This window comes from Aliiroseovarius sp. ABM4_368 (assembly GCF_056161205.1).
Window position 1 is genome coordinate 648,982 of the sequence record NZ_JBSWYR010000002.1, and the last position, 17,522, is coordinate 666,503.

A 17,522-nucleotide genomic window follows, 5' to 3' on the forward strand; every position below is an offset into this window, starting at 1 on the left:
CTGAATGCTTTTTGGGTTGTTGTTTCTAAGCCTTATGCCAGTGGCTTTGATGGCAGAAAGCTTCACCGACGAGGTGGGGAATGATCTTGATGGAAATGGCGGCGGTGCTGGGGATCCCGATGGCGGGACAATGCCAGCGACCGATATCACGGACGATATCCTGACCCCAAGCAGTGGGGCCGGGGATGGGGACAGTCCGCATAAGGACCAGACCCTTTTGGATCAGCTTTTGGGCAGTGAAACCGATTCGCATTACGGGCGCGAAGATCTGGATCATTTCGTTCCTGAGACCGAGGAGTATGTGCTGACCGACGGTGACGATCACATAACCCTTGGCGGGCCTGATGTGGAAGGTGACACAGGCCAGATTTCAACATTCCGCGGGACGGCCGTTGTGTCGGGCGATGGAACGGTTGATGTGGTTGATGCGGGCGCAGGGGATGACACGATTATTGCCGGCGATGATGCGGCCTATCTATTTGGCAATGATGGTGATGATACAATCGTTGCAGGGGACGGGGCTTTGGCGGCATTTGGTGGGCAAGGCGACGACCAGCTGGACGGGTCGGATAGCTCTGACAGCTATCTTGACGGAGGTACCGGCGATGACGTTCTGACCGGCGGCGATGGCGATGATCAGCTGTTCGGCGGCAGTCATGAGGATGGAATTGTCAGCGATGCGGATACAACCGACAACGATATTCTGGATGGTGGCGCAGGCGACGACATTCTGAAAGGTGGACTGGGCGAGGACCTGCTTTTTGGCGGGGATGGCGATGATGTAATCGACCATTTCGGCCACGCAATGGAAGAAAGCGGGGCTGAACAGCATGACTATGACTGGCACAAAGACGATGCATCGGACGTGTTGGACGGCGGCGCGGGCAATGACACGTTGATCTTCGGCGCGTCGGATGTTGCCACCGGCGGCGAAGGTAACGACGTGTTCTGGCTGTACTCGGACGGGAATTTTGACGTGCCGGTTGCTCAGGTCATGGACTTTGAATCGGGCCGCGACTTCCTGCGTGTATCACTTGATGAAAGCGAGGGGGATGAGGACCTAACCTGTGATGTGTCCCCATCCGACAACGGAGAGGACGGGGTGGTTTCCGTCGGCGGACAAGTGGTTGCGATCCTGAAAGGCGCGCCAGATGCCACCGCATATGACGTCTATGTCGAGGTGCGCTCTGACGTCTTTACCTAGGTCCGGTTTTTAAAACCAGCGCTCGGGCTGCTTGGCATAAGCAATATAAAGAGGATGCTTCGGGTGCCCATCCTTGGTCAGGCCCAAATGAAAGGTCGGTTGACCCGACTGGCGTAAAAGCTCTTCAACTTCAGGCCCGCGCGACAGATGTGCGCCATGGGCTCCCCAGCCGCAAACAACCTGATCGGCCCATGGGCAACTGTCCAGAATGGCCGCGTCATTGGCTGGCCCAACTGGGTCCACAGCAGCCCGCATTTTGCGCGGGTCCGTGTCGCGCCAAGCAAAGATGTTGGTGACACGAAAGGCTCCAAATCCAAGCGTCCTTGCGCGCCTTTCGCATCGTTCGACGGTCGGGTCGTTCTGAACCTCGGTCGCGGTCGAAGGGTTCAGCATGATGAACAGTGCCTTACGCCCAGTGGGCTCCCACACGCGGGTCAGGGTATAGCGATACTTCTCGCAATCCGAATAAACAGCTGTGGAATGGGCATCGCCCTTCTGGAACTCGCGTGTGATCATGACCGCTTTCTGCGCGTAGACCTGACCCTTGGCAACCCCTTGCGTTGCCGCGTGTTTGGGCGGAAGGTGAAAGAAAACGGAGCAGATCATGCTGATTTCCGAAGTCATTCGCAAAAAACGTGATGGTCAGGTTTTGACCGGAGACGACATAACCGCAATGGTAAACGGTATTGCGGAAGGCGGTGCCAGCGACGCTCAGGTCGCGGCCTTCGCCATGGCCTCGTGGTTGAAGGGGTTGTCGCCCGATGAAACCGCCGCTTTGACCTTAGCGATGCGCGACAGCGGCGATGTGTTTAGCTGGCTAGATATGCCGGGACCGGTGGTGGACAAGCATTCAACGGGCGGCGTCGGTGATAATGTCAGCTTGATGCTTGCGCCCATTCTGGCGGCTTGCGGGGCGTTCGTACCGATGATTTCCGGCCGCGGTTTGGGGCATACAGGTGGCACGCTGGACAAGATGGATGCGATCCCGGGTTATACTTCTCAGCCGGACAATGCGCTGTTTGACAAGGTCGTGCGCGATGTGGGCTGCGCCATTATTGGCCAGACCGGGGATCTGGCCCCCGCAGACAAGCGGCTTTACGCGATCCGGGATGTGACCGCGACTGTGGAAAGCATCCCGCTGATCACGGCCTCGATTCTGTCGAAGAAACTGGCGGCGGGGTTGGGATCGCTGGTGATGGATGTGAAGTTTGGCAACGGAGCTTTCATATCCAATTTTGATGAAGCCCGTGAATTGGCGGCGTCCATCCAGCGGGTCGCACACTTGGCGGGGCTGCCCTGTCATGCTGTGCTTACTGATATGAACGAGCCCTTGGCCGACGCGGCGGGCAACGCGGTCGAGACCTTGAACGCCATCGAGTTTCTGACAGGCGCGCGCCGTACCAAAAGGTTGGAGGAGGTCGTGATCGCGCTTTGTGCGCAAATGCTGGTCGCGTCGGAGTGCGAAAGGGATGAGCTAGCGGCAAGGGCGCGCGTACAAGGCGCGTTGGAAAGCGGCCAAGCTGCTGAGAAATTTGCGCAGATGGTGTCTGCTTTGGGCGGGCCCTTGGATGTGATGGAACGGCCTGATGCGTATCTGGCTAAAGCGCCGGTAATCGTTAAGTTGCGCGCCGAACAGGCGGGTTATGTCAGTGCGATCGACACGCGCGAAGTTGGTCTCTGCGTGGTCGAACTGGGCGGGGGGCGCACCCGCGCTGCGGACAAGATTGACCCTGCAGTGGGTCTGACCCGCTTGGCACCGTTGGGCGCGAAGCTCGAAAAAGGAGACCCGATCGCGGTGATCCATGCGGCCTCGGATACGGATGCCGAGGCGGCGAAGGCGCAATTGTTGGCAGCCTATCACATCGGGGAAGAACCTAAGCCCGGACCAGTGGTCGCCGAGATCCTGACCTGAGCGCCCGCCGGTGCCGCAGGCACGGGCCACCCCCAACCAGTGCGGCCCGACAGGGCTGCCGCTGGGCGGGAGAACGTCGCCACGAAGTTACAGGCCCAGAACATCCAACATGTTGTATTCGCCGGGCTTTTTTTCTTGCCCCCACAGGGCGGCCTTTACAGCCCCTCGGGCAAAAATGGCGCGGTCAGTGGCCAGATGACGCAGCACGATGCGCTCACCGGGGGCGGCAAACATCACGTCATGCTCGCCCACGATGTCGCCGCCACGGACAGCGTGAAAGCCAATGTCGCCACGTTTGCGTGCGCCCGTGATGCCGTCGCGGCCACGGTCAGACACATCAGCCAGATCCACGCCACGCCCTTCGGCGGCGGCCTCGCCTAGCATCAGCGCGGTACCCGAAGGGGCGTCGACCTTGTGGTGGTGGTGGGATTCGACAATCTCGATATCGAAATCCTCGTCCAGTGCTGCAGCGACTTGCTTGGTCAGCTGTACTAAAAGGTTCACCCCGAGGCTCATATTGCCGGCACGGACGATGGTGGCGTGGCGACCGGCCAGCGCGATCTTTTCCAGATCCTCGTCAGTCAGACCGGTGGTGCCGATCACGTGTACGGCGCGGGCTTGGGCGGCGATCTCGGCCATGTCTACGGTAGCGGCAGGTGCGGTAAAGTCGATCACCGCTTGCGCCTTCGCCATGGTTTCCAAAGCGTCATCGGATACCGTGATGCCAATGGGCTGACCGCCCATGCATTCACCCACGTCGCGCCCGACCCAATCACTGCCCGAACGTTCCAACGCACCGATCAGACGCGCCTTGTCATTGGCCAGCACCTCTTTGATCAGCATTTGGCCCATTCGGCCCGAGGCTCCCATCACTACAATGCCCGGCAAATCGCTCATGTCTGGTCTCCGAATTTCGTTTGACGGTGTCTAACCCGAGTGCGCCCGGTTGGCAAAGCCCTGTTGCGCCCAAGCGCATCAAGGAATACATGGCGGATATGGCAAAGAACCGTTTTGAAGACCAACGTGGCCCCAACCAGCGCCAGCTGCGCGTGGCTGAACTGATCCGCCGGACCCTGTCCGAAGCCCTGATGCGTGGCGATGTGCACGACCCTGACCTGTCGCGTATGTCCATCACCATCGGTGAGGTGCGGGTGACTGCTGACCTGTCGATAGCGACCGTTTATGCGCTGCCATTGGGTGGCAAGGGCGGCGAGGAAGCCGTGAAAGCGCTGGCCCGCAACAAGGGCGAGCTTCGTCGCCTTGTGGGGCGTGCGATCAAGATCAAGCACACGCCTGAACTGCGCTTCATGGTGGACGAGACGTTTGACCAGATGGATCACACACACCGCCTGTTGCAGCAGGAAGACGTGCAGCGCGATCTGCGCAAGCCCGACACAGATGATTCTGGTGACGAGGCCGGAGAAGACTGATGGGACGCCGCAAGAAGGGGCGCGATATCCATGGCTGGTTGGTCGTGGACAAGCCCGCTGGTATCAGCTCGAACGCAGTTGTGAACAAAGTGCGCTGGGCGATGGACGCCAAGAAAGCGGGCCATGCAGGCACGCTTGATCCCGAAGCGACCGGCGTTCTGGCTGTGGCTTTGGGCGAGGCGACGAAGACGGTGCCGTACATCACTGACGCGCTGAAGGCCTATGAGTTTACCGTACGTTTGGGGCAGGCGACCAACACCGATGACGCAGAGGGCGAGGTGATTGTGGAAAGCGACGTGCGCCCATCAGACGAAGATATTCAGGCCGCTCTGGCGCAGTTCACCGGCGATATCATGCAGGTGCCGCCGAAGTTTTCCGCCGTGAAAATCGATGGCGAGCGCGCATATAAGCTGGCCCGCGATGGTGAGGATGTCGAGATCGCCGCCCGTCCCCTGTGGGTCGAAGAACTGGTGATGGTGTCCCGCTCGGATGCGGATCACGTCACGCTGGAAATGACCTGCGGCAAAGGCGGATATGTCCGCTCGATCGCGCGTGATCTGGGCGAGGCGCTGGGCTGTCATGGCCACGTGCGCAATTTGCGCCGGATTTGGTCGGGGCCGTTTGACGCCGAGGATGGTGTGACCATCGATCTGATTGAAGAGCTTGCGAAGACTGGAGAGCTCGACGCCTATCTGCGCCCGCTCGAGGAAGGCTTGCAAGACCTGCCCGAGCTGAAAGCCAGTGCCGAAGGCGCGACGCGTTTGAAGCATGGCAATCCCGGCATGGTTCTGACGTCAGACGTAGAATACGGCGACGAGGCTTGGGCGTCTTACGAGGGTAAGGCTGTTGCCGTCGGCACCTATCGCGCGGGCGAGCTGCACCCCAGCCGGGTGTTCAATCAGTAAAGCGCGCTGCCATCGATCAAAAGTCGATGGCGATGCCTTTCTTTTCCCAATCCCCGAAACGCACCGGTTCGGGCCCGTCGCGACCGCCGAGTTCAGTTGGCAGAGATTTCGCCTCGGCTTCTGCCTTCTTGCGGCGTTCTTCTGCTTCTGCCAGTGCACGAATGGCGGCGGGGGGCAGATCACGCTTAGGGGTCTCGGGCGCGGCTTCTTTCGATTGTTCGGCCTTGGGGCTATCGTCTGACATGCGGCGCTCCTTGTTTCGGTGTTGGGGATGATATAGGGCGCAATGCAGCGAAACGCAAAGGACGTGAGATGAGCAACCCGAAAGACGTGCGGCATGTGGTGGTGGACCTTTTGGATGATGTCACCGTGGAAAAACGGCTGTTATCCGAGGCCTTGCCGAAACGTCTGGCGAAACTGCCTGCCGAGGATCGCGCCCGTGCGCAACGTCTGGTGATGCAAACTTTGCGCGACATGGACCGCTGCGACCGGATGCTTGGACCGTTTCTGCGTCAACGTCCTGTGCTGCGTGTTTTGAATATTCTGCGGTTGGGCGTGTCCGAGATCTGCAATGGCGGGGCCGCGCATGGGGTGGTGAACGCCTGTGTGGAGATTACGAAGGCACAGGCGGAAACAGAACATGCGCGCGGCTTGGTCAATGCGGTTCTGCGCAAAATCGACCGCGAGAAAGCCAAGTGGGACACGCTGCCCATCCCGCGTCTGCCCAAATGGCTTCGTAAGCCGCTGCTTGCGGATTACGGGAAAGAGGCCGTGGCGGCGATGGAGGCCGTGCAGTTTGCAGGCGCTCCGGTGGATTTGACCGCGAAAGAGGATGCCAAATCGCTGGCGGGCCTCGTGAAGGGCGAGTTGCTGGATATGGGTTCGGTCCGTTTGGCGGATGCGGGGCAGATCACCAACTTGCCGGGCTATGCTGAAGGCGACTGGTGGGTGCAGGATGTCGCTGCTACTTTGCCAGCCAATGTGTTGGCCGCGCAGGCAGGCGAAACGGTTTTGGACATGTGCGCCGCGCCGGGCGGGAAAACCATGCAGCTTGCAGCGGCTGGGGCGAGCGTCACCGCGCTGGATGTGTCCGAGGGTCGGATGAAGCGGGTCGAAGAAAATCTGACCCGCACCAAGTTGTCGGCCGAGTTGGTCACTGGTGATGCACTGGAGTTTGAAGGCGGGCCGTTCGATGCAATTTTGCTGGACGCGCCCTGTACCGCCACTGGCACCATTCGGCGTCACCCGGACCTGCCATACGCCAAGGATGGTAGCGAGTTTCCAGGTCTGTTCGAGCTTCAGGAATACATGATCGATCGGGCGCTGGGGCTTTTGAAACCCGACGGACGTTTGATCTATTGCACCTGTAGCCTGCTGATCGACGAAGGCGAGGAACAGGTGCGCGACGCGATGGCGCGCCATGACGGGCTTGAGGTCGACTTGGACGCGCTGCGCCTGCCGGGCGTCGAATCTGATTGGATAGGTCCTGAAGGGCTTCGCCTGTTCCCGCATTACATGGCTGATAAGGGCGGGATGGACGGGTTCTTCATCACCTGCCTTCGCCGGAAATAAGCGACCTTACTGATTTCGCCATGACAGGCGCTGGCCGTATTGGTATGCTTTGCCAAAGCCCACATAGAGGGGCGGGTCGAAACGACCCCGAGCAAATTGAATGAGGCGAGGCGCGCTGTGGCTCCACAGATCGGTTCTTCTGGGTTAGGCACCCGATTTTCAAATCGTTGGCACGCAAAACGTGCGGCGCGAGCGCGACCTGCCGCAGGGTTTGTGTCGCAACCTGAACCGCGGACGATTGGCTCGTACGCGCGGGGTCGGCAGTTATTGGCTGGTAACTTTTTGTTTGCAGGTCATCTGGTGAACGCGCCGGGTCATATGCTGTGGAGCATTGCGCCTCCGAATCCAGCGTTTGTTGAAGAAACCCAAGGTTTTGCGTGGCTAGACGATCTGGCCAGTGTCGGTGATGCTGAAGCGCGCGCACGGGCGCAGGATTGGGTGTTTGGCTGGATCGACGCGTTTGGCAATGGACGTGGCGAAGGCTGGACCCCAGACCTGACCGGGCGGCGCTTGATCCGCTGGATCAGTCACGCGTTGTTCTTGATGCGGGGCATGACGTCCGAGCAAAGCCAGCAATTTTTCCGGTCGCTGGGACAGCAAACCCTGTTTCTGGCCCGACGTTGGAGCGGGGCGACTCCGGGTCTGCCCAGGTTCGAGGCGCTGACTGGGCTGATCTATGCAGGCTTCAGTCTGACCGGTGTGAAGGTGAATTTGGACGCGGCCATTCGGGCTTTGGCGCAAGAATGCGCCGATCAGATTGATGACCAAGGCGGCATCCCGACCCGAAATCCCGAAGAGCTTTTAGAAGTGTTCACGCTGCTGAACTGGGCCGCACTAACTCTGCGCGAAAGCGGGCGCGAGCCGGAACACGAACATCTGGAAGCGATTAACCGTATTGCGCCTACGCTGCGCGCGCTTCGCCATTCTGACGGCGGGTTGGCGCGGTTTCATGGCGGAGGGCGCGGACTGGATGGGCGGCTGGATCATGCGCTGGCAAATTCGGGCGTACGTGCTGGAGTAAGCGAAGACTTGGCCATGGGCTATGCTCGTCTGTCTGGCGGGCGGACAAGTGTGATCGTTGACGGCGCTCCGCCGCCTATTGGGAATGCGTCTGCGAATGGGCATGCGTCGACATTGTCGTTCGAACTGACCTCGGGTCGCCGTCCAGTGATTGTGAACTGCGGGTCCGGCATTCAGTTTGGGTCCGAATGGCACAAGGCAGGGCGCGCGACGCCGTCCCATTCCGTGCTGGGCATAAGCGGAAAATCATCTTCGCGTCTGTCCCGCCCCTATCTGCTTGATGGGATCGAGCGGACGTTTCTGGCGCAAACCCCCAAACAGGTTCCCTTGCAGCATGTCGTTGGCACTGGGACAACGGGTGTTGTGGCGGCCCATGATGGTTATGTCGCCACGCATGGTTTGACCCACATGCGCAAATTGGAACTCAGCGTGTCTGGGCGCGAGCTGTCGGGCGAGGACTCACTGGCGGCGGTGACCGAGGCAGATCAGCATCTGTTTGATACCGCGCTGGATGGCACCTCTTTGCAGGGGGTGCCTTTCACGCTCCGCTTTCATCTGCACCCCGAGGTCGACGCCACCCTTGATATGGGTGGAACGGCGGTCTCGATGGCGCTTCGGTCTGGCGAAATTTGGGTGTTCCGCTTTGAAGGGCGCGGCGAACTGATGCTGCAAAGCAGCGTTTATTTGGAAAAGTCGCGCCTGAAGCCCCGAAAAACGAAACAAGTGGTTCTATCTGGCGTCGCAATGGACTATGCGACACGCATCCGCTGGACACTGGCCAAGGCGCAAGACACCCCAACGGTTTTGCGTGACCTTGAAACGGGCGACCGGTCGGAGCCGCCAAATTAACAGATTTCAGGCCTTGGGGGGCCAACTGACATGACCGACCTTCATCCCGTGCGCCGCGCGCTGATTTCCGTATCCGACAAAACCGGCCTGATTGAATTGGGCCAGGCGCTGGAAGCCCGCGGGGTCGAGATCTTGTCGACTGGCGGCTCTGCCAAAGCGCTGCGCGACGCTGGCGTGGCAGTGAAAGACGTGGCTGACGTCACCGGCTTCCCCGAGATGATGGACGGCCGTGTGAAGACCCTTCATCCGATGGTGCATGGTGGCCTGCTGGCGCTGCGTGACAATGATGCGCACGTCGCCTCGATGGAGGAACATGGCATTGGCGCGATCGACCTGCTGGTGGTGAACCTTTATCCGTTCGAAGAAACCGTCGCCAAGGGTGCTGACTATGACACCTGCATCGAGAACATCGACATCGGTGGTCCTGCGATGATCCGAGCAGCCGCCAAGAACCATGCGTTTGTGAACGTGATCGTGGACGTGCAGGATTATGACGCGCTTCTGGCTGAACTGGACGGTAACGAAGGCCAGACCTCGTACGCGTTCCGTCAGCGTCAGGCCCAGATCGCCTATGCCCGTACCGGGGCGTATGACGCGGCTGTATCGTCGTGGATGGCAGGAGCTTTGGAGCTGGAGGCCCCGCGTCGCCGCGCCTTTGCAGGCGAGCTGAAGCAGACCCTGCGTTATGGCGAAAACAGCCACCAGAAAGCAGCTTTCTATACCGACGGCTCGAACCGTCCGGGTGTTGCGACTGCGACCCAGCTGCAGGGTAAAGAGCTGTCCTATAACAACATCAACGACACAGACGCCGCGTTCGAGCTGGTCGCCGAGTTTGACCCCGCTGTCAGCCCTGCCGTTGCCATCATTAAGCACGCCAACCCTTGTGGCGTGGCGCAGGGTGCGACGCTGGTCGAGGCCTATCAGAAGGCATTTGACTGTGACCGTACTTCGGCTTTCGGCGGCATTGTTGCGCTGAACCAACCGCTGGACGCAGAGACCGCAACCAAGATCGTCGAGATTTTCACCGAGGTCGTGATCGCCCCCGGGGCATCGGACGAAGCCAAGGAAATCTTCGCTTCCAAGAAGAACTTGCGTCTGCTTCTGACCGATGGTCTGCCGGACACGCGTGCTGCCCTGACGGCCTATAAGCAAGTGGCTGGCGGTGTTCTGGTGCAGGACAAAGACGTGGGTTACGTCGGTATGGATGACCTGAAAGTGGTAACCGAGAAAGCGCCGACTGACGAACAGATGAAAGACCTTCTGTTTGCTTGGAAAGTTGCCAAACACGTCAAGTCGAACGCGATTGTCTACGTGAAAGACCAAGCCACCGTCGGTGTGGGTGCCGGTCAGATGAGCCGTCTGGACAGTGCTAATGTCGCGGCCTCGAAAGCCGAGCGTATGGCCGCCGAGCTGGGTCTGGACGAAAGCCTTGCCAAGGGCTCGGCTGTGGCTTCGGATGCGTTCTTCCCGTTCCCCGACGGTCTGCTGGAAGCGGCCGCCGCGGGCGGTACCTGCGTGATTCAGCCCGGTGGCTCGATGCGCGATCAGGAAGTGGTCGACGCGGCGAACGAAGCTGGGCTGGCCATGGTCTTCACCGGCATGCGCCACTTCCGGCACTAAGCCATGATGCGCGTGATCGGCATATCGGCGCTGGTGGCGTTCCTGCTGGATCAGCTGACCAAGTATCACGCGCTGTATATCTTGGATCTGGACCGCGTCGGTGTGGTCCAGATCTGGCCGCCCTATCTGGTCTATCAGATGGGCTGGAACACCGGCATCAACTTTGGGCTCTTTGGCGGTGCGGACCCAAGCGTTACGCGTTGGATCTTGATCGCAATGGCCGTGATCATCGCAGTTTGGGTCGTTTGGTGGGTTCGTAAGGAACAGGTGGGGCGGCTGTCCCAGATCTCGGCCGGGTTGCTGGTCGGGGGTGCGCTGGGCAATGTGGTGGACCGTATCTATTACGGAGCAGTTGTCGATTTTCTTAACATGTCCTGCTGCGGTATCAACAACCCGTATTCCTTTAACGTCGCGGATATTTTCGTCTTTTCGGGGGCCATTGGATTGGTTCTTTTCACCTCGTCCAACAAGACCCCGTGACGCGGCTTTCCAGATGGGCTAATAAACCCATAGAGTACCTTGGGGATTGGACGTGAAATGCGTGTATCGTCTGTAAAGTTTCTGACTATTGGCGCTGTGCTGATGGGGCTGGTTGCCTGTTCCAACAGTGATCCTTCGCTGATGAACCTGCGCGCGTCTCAGGAAGGCCCGGACGAGTTTGCGATTCTTCCGACGAAGCCTTTGCAGGCGCCAGAAAGCTATGCCGAGCTTCCAACGCCAACCCCCGGCCAGTCGAATTTGACCGATCCGACACCCAAAGCTGATGCAGTGGCAGCGCTTGGTGGCAACCTTGGCTCGGGCAAGTTGCGCGGTGGCGAAGGGGCGCTGGTTAGCGCGGCCAGCCGTTATGGTGTTTCAGCCAACATTCGCGAAGTTCTTGCCGCATCGGATTTGGAGTGGCGCAGGGACAATCGGGGCCGTGTGTTGGAGCGTCTTTTCAACGTGAACGTCTATTACCGCGCTTACGAGGCAATGCATCTGAACCAACATCTCGAGCTTGACCGCCTGCGCCGGCGCGGCATTTGGACCCCGGCGGCTCCGCCCGAGGTGGTAACAGATAGCTAAGCATCAAGAATTGGGCCTACGGGCCCTTTTTCGTTTCTGCGCCACGTGCGCGGTTAACTTCGATCACATCTGCGTTTCCAAGGCTTGAAGCCCACGCCGGGGCGCGTAGTTTTAATCCGATACAGAAGGAGCAGTACATGCGTTTCATTCTTGCAGGATTATTGGCCATGGGGCTTGGCGCGCCTGTCATGGCCAAGGACGATGTCAGCAACTATGTGCTGGACAATGGGCTTGAGGTTGTCGTGATCGAGGATCACCGCGCGCCGGTCGTGGTTCATATGCTGTGGTATCGCGCAGGCGCTGCGGATGAACAGCCCGGTGTATCCGGCATCGCGCATTTCCTCGAACACCTGCTTTTCAAAGAGACAGAGAACTTTGCAGCAGGCGAACTTAGCCGGGTCGTTGCCGAAAATGGCGGATCGGACAATGCGTTCACGTCACAGGATTATACGGCCTATTTCCAGCGTGTCGCGGCGGATCGCTTGGGTCTGATGATGGAGATGGAATCGGATCGTGTGCGTAATTTGATCCTGTCCGAGGATGACATTGCGACGGAACGCGACGTGATCTTGGAAGAACGTGCTCAGCGCACGGATAGCGAACCGGGTGCCCTGTTTCGCGAGCAGATGAATGCTGCGGCTTATCTGAACCACCCCTATGGCATTCCGGTGATCGGCTGGCGGCACGAAATGGAGACCCTGTCGCGCGAGGACGCCTTAGCCTTCTATGAACGCTTCTATGCGCCCAATAATGCGGTTCTGGTGGTGGCGGGTGACGTAACCCCGGAAGAGGTTTTGGAACTGGCCAAAACTCACTATGGCCCGCTGGAGCCGACGCCGAACTTGGGCGAGCGGGATCGGGTTCAAGAACCTCCGCAGCTGGCCGAACGTCGCCTGCGTTTTGCCGACCCACGCGTGGCGCAGCCCTATGTGCTCAGGACCTATCAAGCACCTGAACGTGACAGCGGCGCGCAGGAAGACGCCGCCGCGCTGGTCTATTTGGCCGAGATCCTTGGCGGCAGTGGGGCGACCTCGGTCCTTGGGCGGGCGTTGCAGTTTGACGAACCAATCGCTGTCTATGCAGGGGCGGGGTATCGTTCGGTATCGCTGGATGACACGAGCTTTACGCTGATTGTCGTGCCGACACCGGAAGTGTCGTTGAAAGACGCGGAGGCCGCCTTGGATCGCGAGATTGCCGAGTTTTTGGAAACAGGTATCGATCCAGAGCAATTCGAACGGGTGAAGTTCCAGATCCGTGCAGGCGATATCTATTCTCAGGACAACGTGCAGTCACGTGCTGAACGGTATGGCCAAGCGCTGACCTCTGGCCTGACGATTGAAGACGTTCAGGTCTGGCCAGATGTGCTTCAGTCGGTGACGCCAGAGGACGTGATGGCCGCAGCGCGCGACTTGTTCGATGAACGCAAAGCGGTGACCGGCTGGTTGGTCCCCGAAGGCGGAGAGGAAATGTAATGAAACGGATCGTTCTTGTTCTGGTTGGGCTTATTGCCCTGACCCTTCCCGCCCGCGCTGAAGTGGCTATTCAGGAAGTCACCTCGGCCAATGGTCATGTGGCGTGGCTGGTCAACGAACCGGCGCTTCCCTTCACCGCCCTTGAAATTCGGTTTCGGGGCGGCACGTCGCTGGATCGCCCCGGCAAACGCGGGGCTGTGAACCTGATGGTTGGCCTTTTGGAAGAAGGTGCCGGCGACATGGACGCGCAAGAATTTGCCGAAGCACGCGAGGCTTTGGCCGCGTCTTTCGGATTTGATTCAGGGCGCGATACGGTCTCGATTTCGGCTCAGTTTCTGACCGAAAACAGGGATCAGGCTGTCGACCTTTTACACGAAGCGCTGAGCGCGCCGAGTTTCGACGACACCGCGCTGGAACGTGTGCGCACGCAGGTTCTGTCGCATCTGGCGTCCCGTGCCACTGATCCCAATTCTATTGCCAGTGACGCATTTGATGCTGCGGCCTATGGGGATCACCCCTATGGCAGCTATGACGGAGGGACCGTCGAAAGCGTCACCGCGCTGACCCGCGCGGATATCGTGAACGCCTATCGCGATACGATTGCGCTGGACCGGATTTATGTGGCCGCTGTGGGGGACATTACGGCTGAACAGCTTGGCCCGCTTTTGGACCGCTTGTTTGATGGCTTGCCGCAAACCGGGGCGGAGATGCCGGAGCGTGTCGATTTCGGACTGTCTGGTGGTACCACGGTTGTGCCCTTTGACACGCCGCAATCGGTTGCCTTGTTCGGACATGACGGGATCGCACGTGAAGATCCCGACTTTTTCGCGGCTTATGTGGTGAACACTGTACTTGCCGGACCCAGCTCGATCTCGCGCCTGATGAAAGAGGTCCGGGAAGAACGCGGTTTGACCTATGGGATTGGAGCCTATCTGATCCCGGCTGACTTGTCCGAGGTCGTGATCGGACAGTTTTCCAGCCAGAACGCAGTGATTGGCGAGGCGATTGGCGTGGTCCGCGATGAATGGGCGAAGATCGCGAGCAACGGCATCACAGCAGAGGAACTGAGCGCTGCGCAGACCTATCTGACGGGTTCGTATCCGCTGCGGTTTGACGGCAATTCCAACATTGCCAACATCATGGTGGCGATGCAACTCACGGGCCTGCCCATCGACTATATCGCGACCCGGAACGAGCAGGTGATGGCGGTTACTCTGGACGAGGCGAACCGCGTTGCATCCGAGCTTTATCGCCCTGATGCTCTGCATTTTGTGGTGGTCGGCCAGCCCGAGGGTGTCGTGTCGAATTAAGCATTTTGTGGAATGGTCGAATCGGGCGTGGATATGCTAAGTCTTGTGCCATGCCCGAAGACAGCCCCCATATAAGCCCGGAACAGCCGGTACACCGCCCCGTTATCCGTCAGTTGGATGATGCTGCAATCAACAGGATTGCGGCAGGCGAAGTGGTGGAGCGTCCGGCCTCGGCAGTGAAGGAGCTGGTGGAAAACGCCATTGATGCGGGCGCGACCCGGATCGAGGTCGCCTATGCCGATGGTGGCAAGACGTTGATCCGCGTCACGGATGATGGGTGCGGTATCGCGCCGGATGATCTGACGCTTGCCATGTCGCGCCACGCGACGTCGAAAATTGACGGCTCAGATCTGCTGGATATTCACACCTTTGGGTTCCGGGGCGAGGCATTGCCGTCGCTGGGCGCGGTGGGGCGTTTGACCATCACCTCGCGCACAGACGGCTTTGACGCAGCGGTGATCCGAGTGGCGGGCGGGCAGATGGAGCCGGTGAAGCCCGCAGCCCTGTCCGGCGGCACAGTGGTCGAACTGCGTGACCTGTTCTACGCCACGCCTGCACGTCTGAAATTTCTGCGCACCGACCGGGCCGAAGCTCAGGCGATCAGCGACGTGGTCAAACGACTGGCGATGGCCGAGCCACAGATCGGCTTCACTCTACGTGATGTGTCCGGCGGCGGCGAGGGTCGTGTGACCTTTCGCGCGGATCCTGAAACTGGTGACATGTTCGACGCGCTGTCGGGTCGTTTGGCGACGATACTTGGCCGTGATTTTGCCGAGAACGCGATTCCGATTGATGCGGAACGCGAGGGGCTGCGCCTGACAGGTTTTGCGGCGTTGCCAACTTATTCTCGCGGGGCTGCTGTGGCGCAGTTCCTGTTCGTGAATGGGCGGCCGGTGAAGGACAAGCTGCTGACCGGCGCTCTGCGGGCGGCCTATTTCGATTTCCTATCGCGTGATCGCCACCCGGCGGCGGCATTGTTCGTGTCATGCGATCCGCATCTGGTCGATGTGAACGTCCACCCCGCGAAATCCGAGGTGCGCTTCCGCGAACCCGGCGTGGCGCGCGGGTTGATCGTGTCGGGGCTGCGCCATGCACTGGCGAATGCGGGCCACCGTGCATCGACCACTGTGGCGGGCGCGACTTTGGGCGCGATGAGGCCCGAACCGACCGAACCCCGCGTTTATCAAATGGACCGCCCCAGCCTTGGCGCGATGCGGTCGTCTTATCAGGCCCAGATGCCCGCGTCCGACGCACCCGGTTTTGCAGAAATGTCCACGCCTTCGGCCCGGTTTGACCCTGTGGTTGAGCCTGCGCAAGAGGCCCCGCAAGAGGCTCTGCCTTTGGGCGCCGCCCGCGCGCAGGTGCATGAGAATTACATCATTGCGCAAACCGAAACCGGCATGGTGATTGTTGACCAGCACGCCGCGCATGAACGGTTGGTGTACGAGAAACTCAAACGTCAGATGGCTGAAAACGGCGTGGCCCGTCAGGCGCTGCTGATTCCCGAGATTGTTGAGCTTTCGGCAGGCGACGTCGCGCGGCTGTTGGAAGTCGCAGACAACCTCGCGAACATGGGTCTGGTCATCGAACCCTTCGGCGGCGACGCCGTCGCCGTGCGGGAAACCCCCGCCATTCTGGGCGAGATCAACGCCACCGCGATGATCAAGGACGTGTTGGACGAATTGGCCGATCTGGGCGATAGCAACATGGTGCAAGCCAAGATCGAGGCCGTCTTGTCCCGCGTGGCCTGCCACGGCTCAATCCGTTCCGGCCGCTGGATGCGCCCCGAAGAAATAAACGCCCTGCTGCGCGAGATGGAGGCCACGCCCCATTCCGGCCAATGCAACCACGGGCGCCCCACCTATGTGGAACTGAAACTTGCTGATATCGAAAGGCTGTTTGGACGCACATGATCCAGATCGGTGATACGACGTATGATCTTTCCAACCCGCTGGTGCTGTTGACCCTCGGGGGCATTGCGCTTGTGGTGTTGATGTTCATCTTGCTGGTGGTCGTGCTACGTCGCGCTGGCCGGTCGACCCAAGTGGCCGAGGATCTGGCGTTACAGATGGGTGGTCTGGGGCAGGCAGTCCAAGTGCTGGGCGCGGGGCAGGATCAACTGTCGGGCGGGTTGCGTACCGTGTCGGACGCACAAGCAACTGGGCAAACGCAGGTCTTGCAAGCGATGGAAAGCCGTCTGGCGCATGTCCAGCAGCAGATGAATGACCGGCTGCACGACAACGCGATGAAATCTGCCCGTGCCATGTCCGAGCTGCAAGAACGTATGAAAGAAAGCCTTCAGGGCAACACGGTGAAAACCACCCAAAGCCTGACGCAATTGCAGGAGCGGTTGGCGGTGATCGACAAAGCGCAGGACAACATCACGCGGCTATCGGGCGATGTGCTAAGCCTGCAAGACATCCTGTCGAACAAGCAAACCCGCGGGGCGTTTGGTGAAATCCAGCTGACCGACATCGTGTCCAAGGCGTTGCCAAAAGACAGCTATGACCTGCAACAGACCCTATCGAACGCCAAACGTGCGGATTGCTTGATCCACCTGCCCAACCCTCCGGGGCCGATTGTGATCGACTCGAAATTTCCGTTGGAGGCGTATGAGGCGTTGCGCAAAGCGGAAAGCCAGTACGACCTGAACGAGGCAGCCAAAGCGATGCGCGTCGCGGTGAAGGCGCACATCAAAGCGATCTCGGAAAAATACATCATTGAAGGCGAAACCGCGGACGGCGCGCTGATGTTCTTGCCGTCCGAAGCCGTCTATGCCGAGCTGCACGCCAACTTCCCCGAACTGGTCCGCGAAGGGTTCGAGGCACGGGTGTGGATCGTCTCGCCCACCACCTGCATGGCGACCCTGAACACCATGCGCGCGATCCTGAAAGACGCTCGGATGCGCGAACAAGCGGGCGAAATCCGCAAGATGCTGAAAAATCTGCACCGCGATGTGGAGCTGGTGGTCGAGCGCGCCAGCAAGCTGGAGCTGCATTTCGATCAGGCGCGGCGGGATGTCGAAGGGATTACAACGGCTGCGGAGCGAGCGGGTAAGCGCGCGGCGCGGCTGGATAACTTTGATTTCGAAGAGCTGTCTGATGGAGCCGAGAATGTGGTGCCGATTGGGAAGGGTTGACCCCAAGGGTTGCTCTGGTAAGCG

At 59.8% G+C, this 17,522-nt stretch carries 16 protein-coding genes; 13 read left to right on the forward strand and 3 right to left on the reverse strand.

All coding sequences use genetic code 11. The annotated features are described in order from the left end of the window. The first annotated feature begins 4 nt into the window (after positions 1-4). Positions 5-1,204, forward strand: a complete 1,200-nt coding sequence (locus tag ACXAH3_RS09100) for a calcium-binding protein (RefSeq protein WP_474861757.1) — start codon at positions 5-7, stop codon at positions 1,202-1,204. 9 nt (positions 1,205-1,213) lie between these two features. Here ACXAH3_RS09100 and ACXAH3_RS09105 read toward each other — a convergent pair whose 3' ends face one another. Then, positions 1,214-1,720: a DUF1643 domain-containing protein gene (locus ACXAH3_RS09105; RefSeq protein ID WP_474861816.1), complete on the reverse strand. Its 507-nt coding sequence runs from the start codon at positions 1,718-1,720 to the stop codon at positions 1,214-1,216. Positions 1,721-1,808: 88 nt separating this feature from the next. Here ACXAH3_RS09105 and deoA point away from each other — a divergent pair, with 88 nt between their 5' ends. Next, positions 1,809-3,116 carry a thymidine phosphorylase gene (gene deoA / locus ACXAH3_RS09110; protein WP_474861759.1) on the forward strand — a complete coding sequence of 436 codons (1,308 nt, stop codon included), beginning with the start codon at positions 1,809-1,811 and terminating at the stop codon, positions 3,114-3,116. An 87-nt stretch (positions 3,117-3,203) separates the two neighbouring features. Here deoA and dapB read toward each other — a convergent pair whose 3' ends face one another. Then, positions 3,204-4,013 carry a 4-hydroxy-tetrahydrodipicolinate reductase gene (gene dapB, locus ACXAH3_RS09115; protein ID WP_474861760.1) on the reverse strand — a complete coding sequence of 270 codons (810 nt, stop codon included), beginning with the start codon at positions 4,011-4,013 and terminating at the stop codon, positions 3,204-3,206. A gap of 98 nt (positions 4,014-4,111) precedes the next feature. Between dapB and rbfA the strand changes: the two genes are divergently transcribed. Next, entirely contained in the window at positions 4,112-4,546 is a 435-nt protein-coding gene (gene rbfA / locus ACXAH3_RS09120) for a 30S ribosome-binding factor RbfA (RefSeq protein ID WP_474861761.1), read from the forward strand. Next, a complete protein-coding gene (truB, locus tag ACXAH3_RS09125) occupies positions 4,546-5,451 on the forward strand; it encodes a tRNA pseudouridine(55) synthase TruB (protein ID WP_474861762.1) in 906 nt (301 codons plus the stop codon). The genes rbfA and truB overlap by 1 nt, the downstream gene beginning before the upstream one ends. 16 nt (positions 5,452-5,467) lie before the next feature. Here the strand turns inward: truB and ACXAH3_RS09130 are convergent, their stop codons facing one another. Further along, a complete protein-coding gene (locus ACXAH3_RS09130; protein WP_474861763.1) occupies positions 5,468-5,695 on the reverse strand; it encodes a DUF1674 domain-containing protein in 228 nt (75 codons plus the stop codon). Positions 5,696-5,763: 68 nt separating this feature from the next. Here ACXAH3_RS09130 and ACXAH3_RS09135 point away from each other — a divergent pair, with 68 nt between their 5' ends. The 9 genes from ACXAH3_RS09135 to ACXAH3_RS09175 all read left to right on the forward strand — a co-directional run bounded on the left by ACXAH3_RS09135 (position 5,764) and on the right by ACXAH3_RS09175 (position 17,498). Further along, entirely contained in the window at positions 5,764-7,023 is a 1,260-nt protein-coding gene (locus ACXAH3_RS09135; protein WP_474861764.1) for an RsmB/NOP family class I SAM-dependent RNA methyltransferase, read from the forward strand. Positions 7,024-7,290: 267 nt separating this feature from the next. Beyond that, entirely contained in the window at positions 7,291-8,892 is a 1,602-nt protein-coding gene (locus tag ACXAH3_RS09140) for a heparinase II/III family protein (RefSeq protein WP_474861765.1), read from the forward strand. A gap of 30 nt (positions 8,893-8,922) precedes the next feature. Further along, positions 8,923-10,512, forward strand: coding sequence for a bifunctional phosphoribosylaminoimidazolecarboxamide formyltransferase/IMP cyclohydrolase (purH, locus tag ACXAH3_RS09145; protein ID WP_474861766.1), 1,590 nt, complete (start codon positions 8,923-8,925; stop codon positions 10,510-10,512). Positions 10,513-10,515: 3 nt separating this feature from the next. Continuing rightward, positions 10,516-10,992, forward strand: a complete 477-nt coding sequence (gene lspA / locus ACXAH3_RS09150) for a signal peptidase II (RefSeq protein ID WP_474861767.1) — start codon at positions 10,516-10,518, stop codon at positions 10,990-10,992. Between the two features lie 57 nt (positions 10,993-11,049). Next, positions 11,050-11,577 (forward strand): DUF3035 domain-containing protein, encoded by a 528-nt coding sequence (locus ACXAH3_RS09155; RefSeq protein ID WP_474861768.1) that lies wholly within the window; start codon positions 11,050-11,052, stop codon positions 11,575-11,577. A 137-nt stretch (positions 11,578-11,714) separates the two neighbouring features. After that, positions 11,715-13,049 carry a M16 family metallopeptidase gene (locus ACXAH3_RS09160; RefSeq protein ID WP_474861769.1) on the forward strand — a complete coding sequence of 445 codons (1,335 nt, stop codon included), beginning with the start codon at positions 11,715-11,717 and terminating at the stop codon, positions 13,047-13,049. Beyond that, positions 13,049-14,359, forward strand: coding sequence for a M16 family metallopeptidase (locus ACXAH3_RS09165; protein WP_474861770.1), 1,311 nt, complete (start codon positions 13,049-13,051; stop codon positions 14,357-14,359). The genes ACXAH3_RS09160 and ACXAH3_RS09165 overlap by 1 nt, the downstream gene beginning before the upstream one ends. 50 nt (positions 14,360-14,409) lie before the next feature. Beyond that, positions 14,410-16,272 (forward strand): DNA mismatch repair endonuclease MutL, encoded by a 1,863-nt coding sequence (mutL, locus tag ACXAH3_RS09170; RefSeq protein ID WP_474861771.1) that lies wholly within the window; start codon positions 14,410-14,412, stop codon positions 16,270-16,272. Continuing rightward, entirely contained in the window at positions 16,269-17,498 is a 1,230-nt protein-coding gene (locus ACXAH3_RS09175; RefSeq protein WP_474861772.1) for a DNA recombination protein RmuC, read from the forward strand. The genes mutL and ACXAH3_RS09175 overlap by 4 nt, the downstream gene beginning before the upstream one ends. Positions 17,499-17,522 lie beyond the last annotated feature (24 nt).

Coding starts and splice junctions, on each gene's coding strand:
- ACXAH3_RS09175 (WP_474861772.1), top strand. CDS start 16,269: ATGATCCAGATCGGTGATACGACGTATGATCTTTCCAACCCGCTGGTG.
- ACXAH3_RS09130 (WP_474861763.1), bottom strand. CDS start 5,695: ATGTCAGACGATAGCCCCAAGGCCGAACAATCGAAAGAAGCCGCGCCC.
- ACXAH3_RS09165 (WP_474861770.1), top strand. CDS start 13,049: ATGAAACGGATCGTTCTTGTTCTGGTTGGGCTTATTGCCCTGACCCTT.
- ACXAH3_RS09160 (WP_474861769.1), top strand. CDS start 11,715: ATGCGTTTCATTCTTGCAGGATTATTGGCCATGGGGCTTGGCGCGCCT.
- truB (WP_474861762.1), top strand. CDS start 4,546: ATGGGACGCCGCAAGAAGGGGCGCGATATCCATGGCTGGTTGGTCGTG.
- dapB (WP_474861760.1), bottom strand. CDS start 4,013: ATGAGCGATTTGCCGGGCATTGTAGTGATGGGAGCCTCGGGCCGAATG.
- ACXAH3_RS09135 (WP_474861764.1), top strand. CDS start 5,764: ATGAGCAACCCGAAAGACGTGCGGCATGTGGTGGTGGACCTTTTGGAT.
- deoA (WP_474861759.1), top strand. CDS start 1,809: ATGCTGATTTCCGAAGTCATTCGCAAAAAACGTGATGGTCAGGTTTTG.
- mutL (WP_474861771.1), top strand. CDS start 14,410: ATGCCCGAAGACAGCCCCCATATAAGCCCGGAACAGCCGGTACACCGC.
- ACXAH3_RS09105 (WP_474861816.1), bottom strand. CDS start 1,720: ATGATCACACGCGAGTTCCAGAAGGGCGATGCCCATTCCACAGCTGTT.
- lspA (WP_474861767.1), top strand. CDS start 10,516: ATGATGCGCGTGATCGGCATATCGGCGCTGGTGGCGTTCCTGCTGGAT.
- ACXAH3_RS09100 (WP_474861757.1), top strand. CDS start 5: ATGCTTTTTGGGTTGTTGTTTCTAAGCCTTATGCCAGTGGCTTTGATG.
- rbfA (WP_474861761.1), top strand. CDS start 4,112: ATGGCAAAGAACCGTTTTGAAGACCAACGTGGCCCCAACCAGCGCCAG.
- purH (WP_474861766.1), top strand. CDS start 8,923: ATGACCGACCTTCATCCCGTGCGCCGCGCGCTGATTTCCGTATCCGAC.
- ACXAH3_RS09155 (WP_474861768.1), top strand. CDS start 11,050: ATGCGTGTATCGTCTGTAAAGTTTCTGACTATTGGCGCTGTGCTGATG.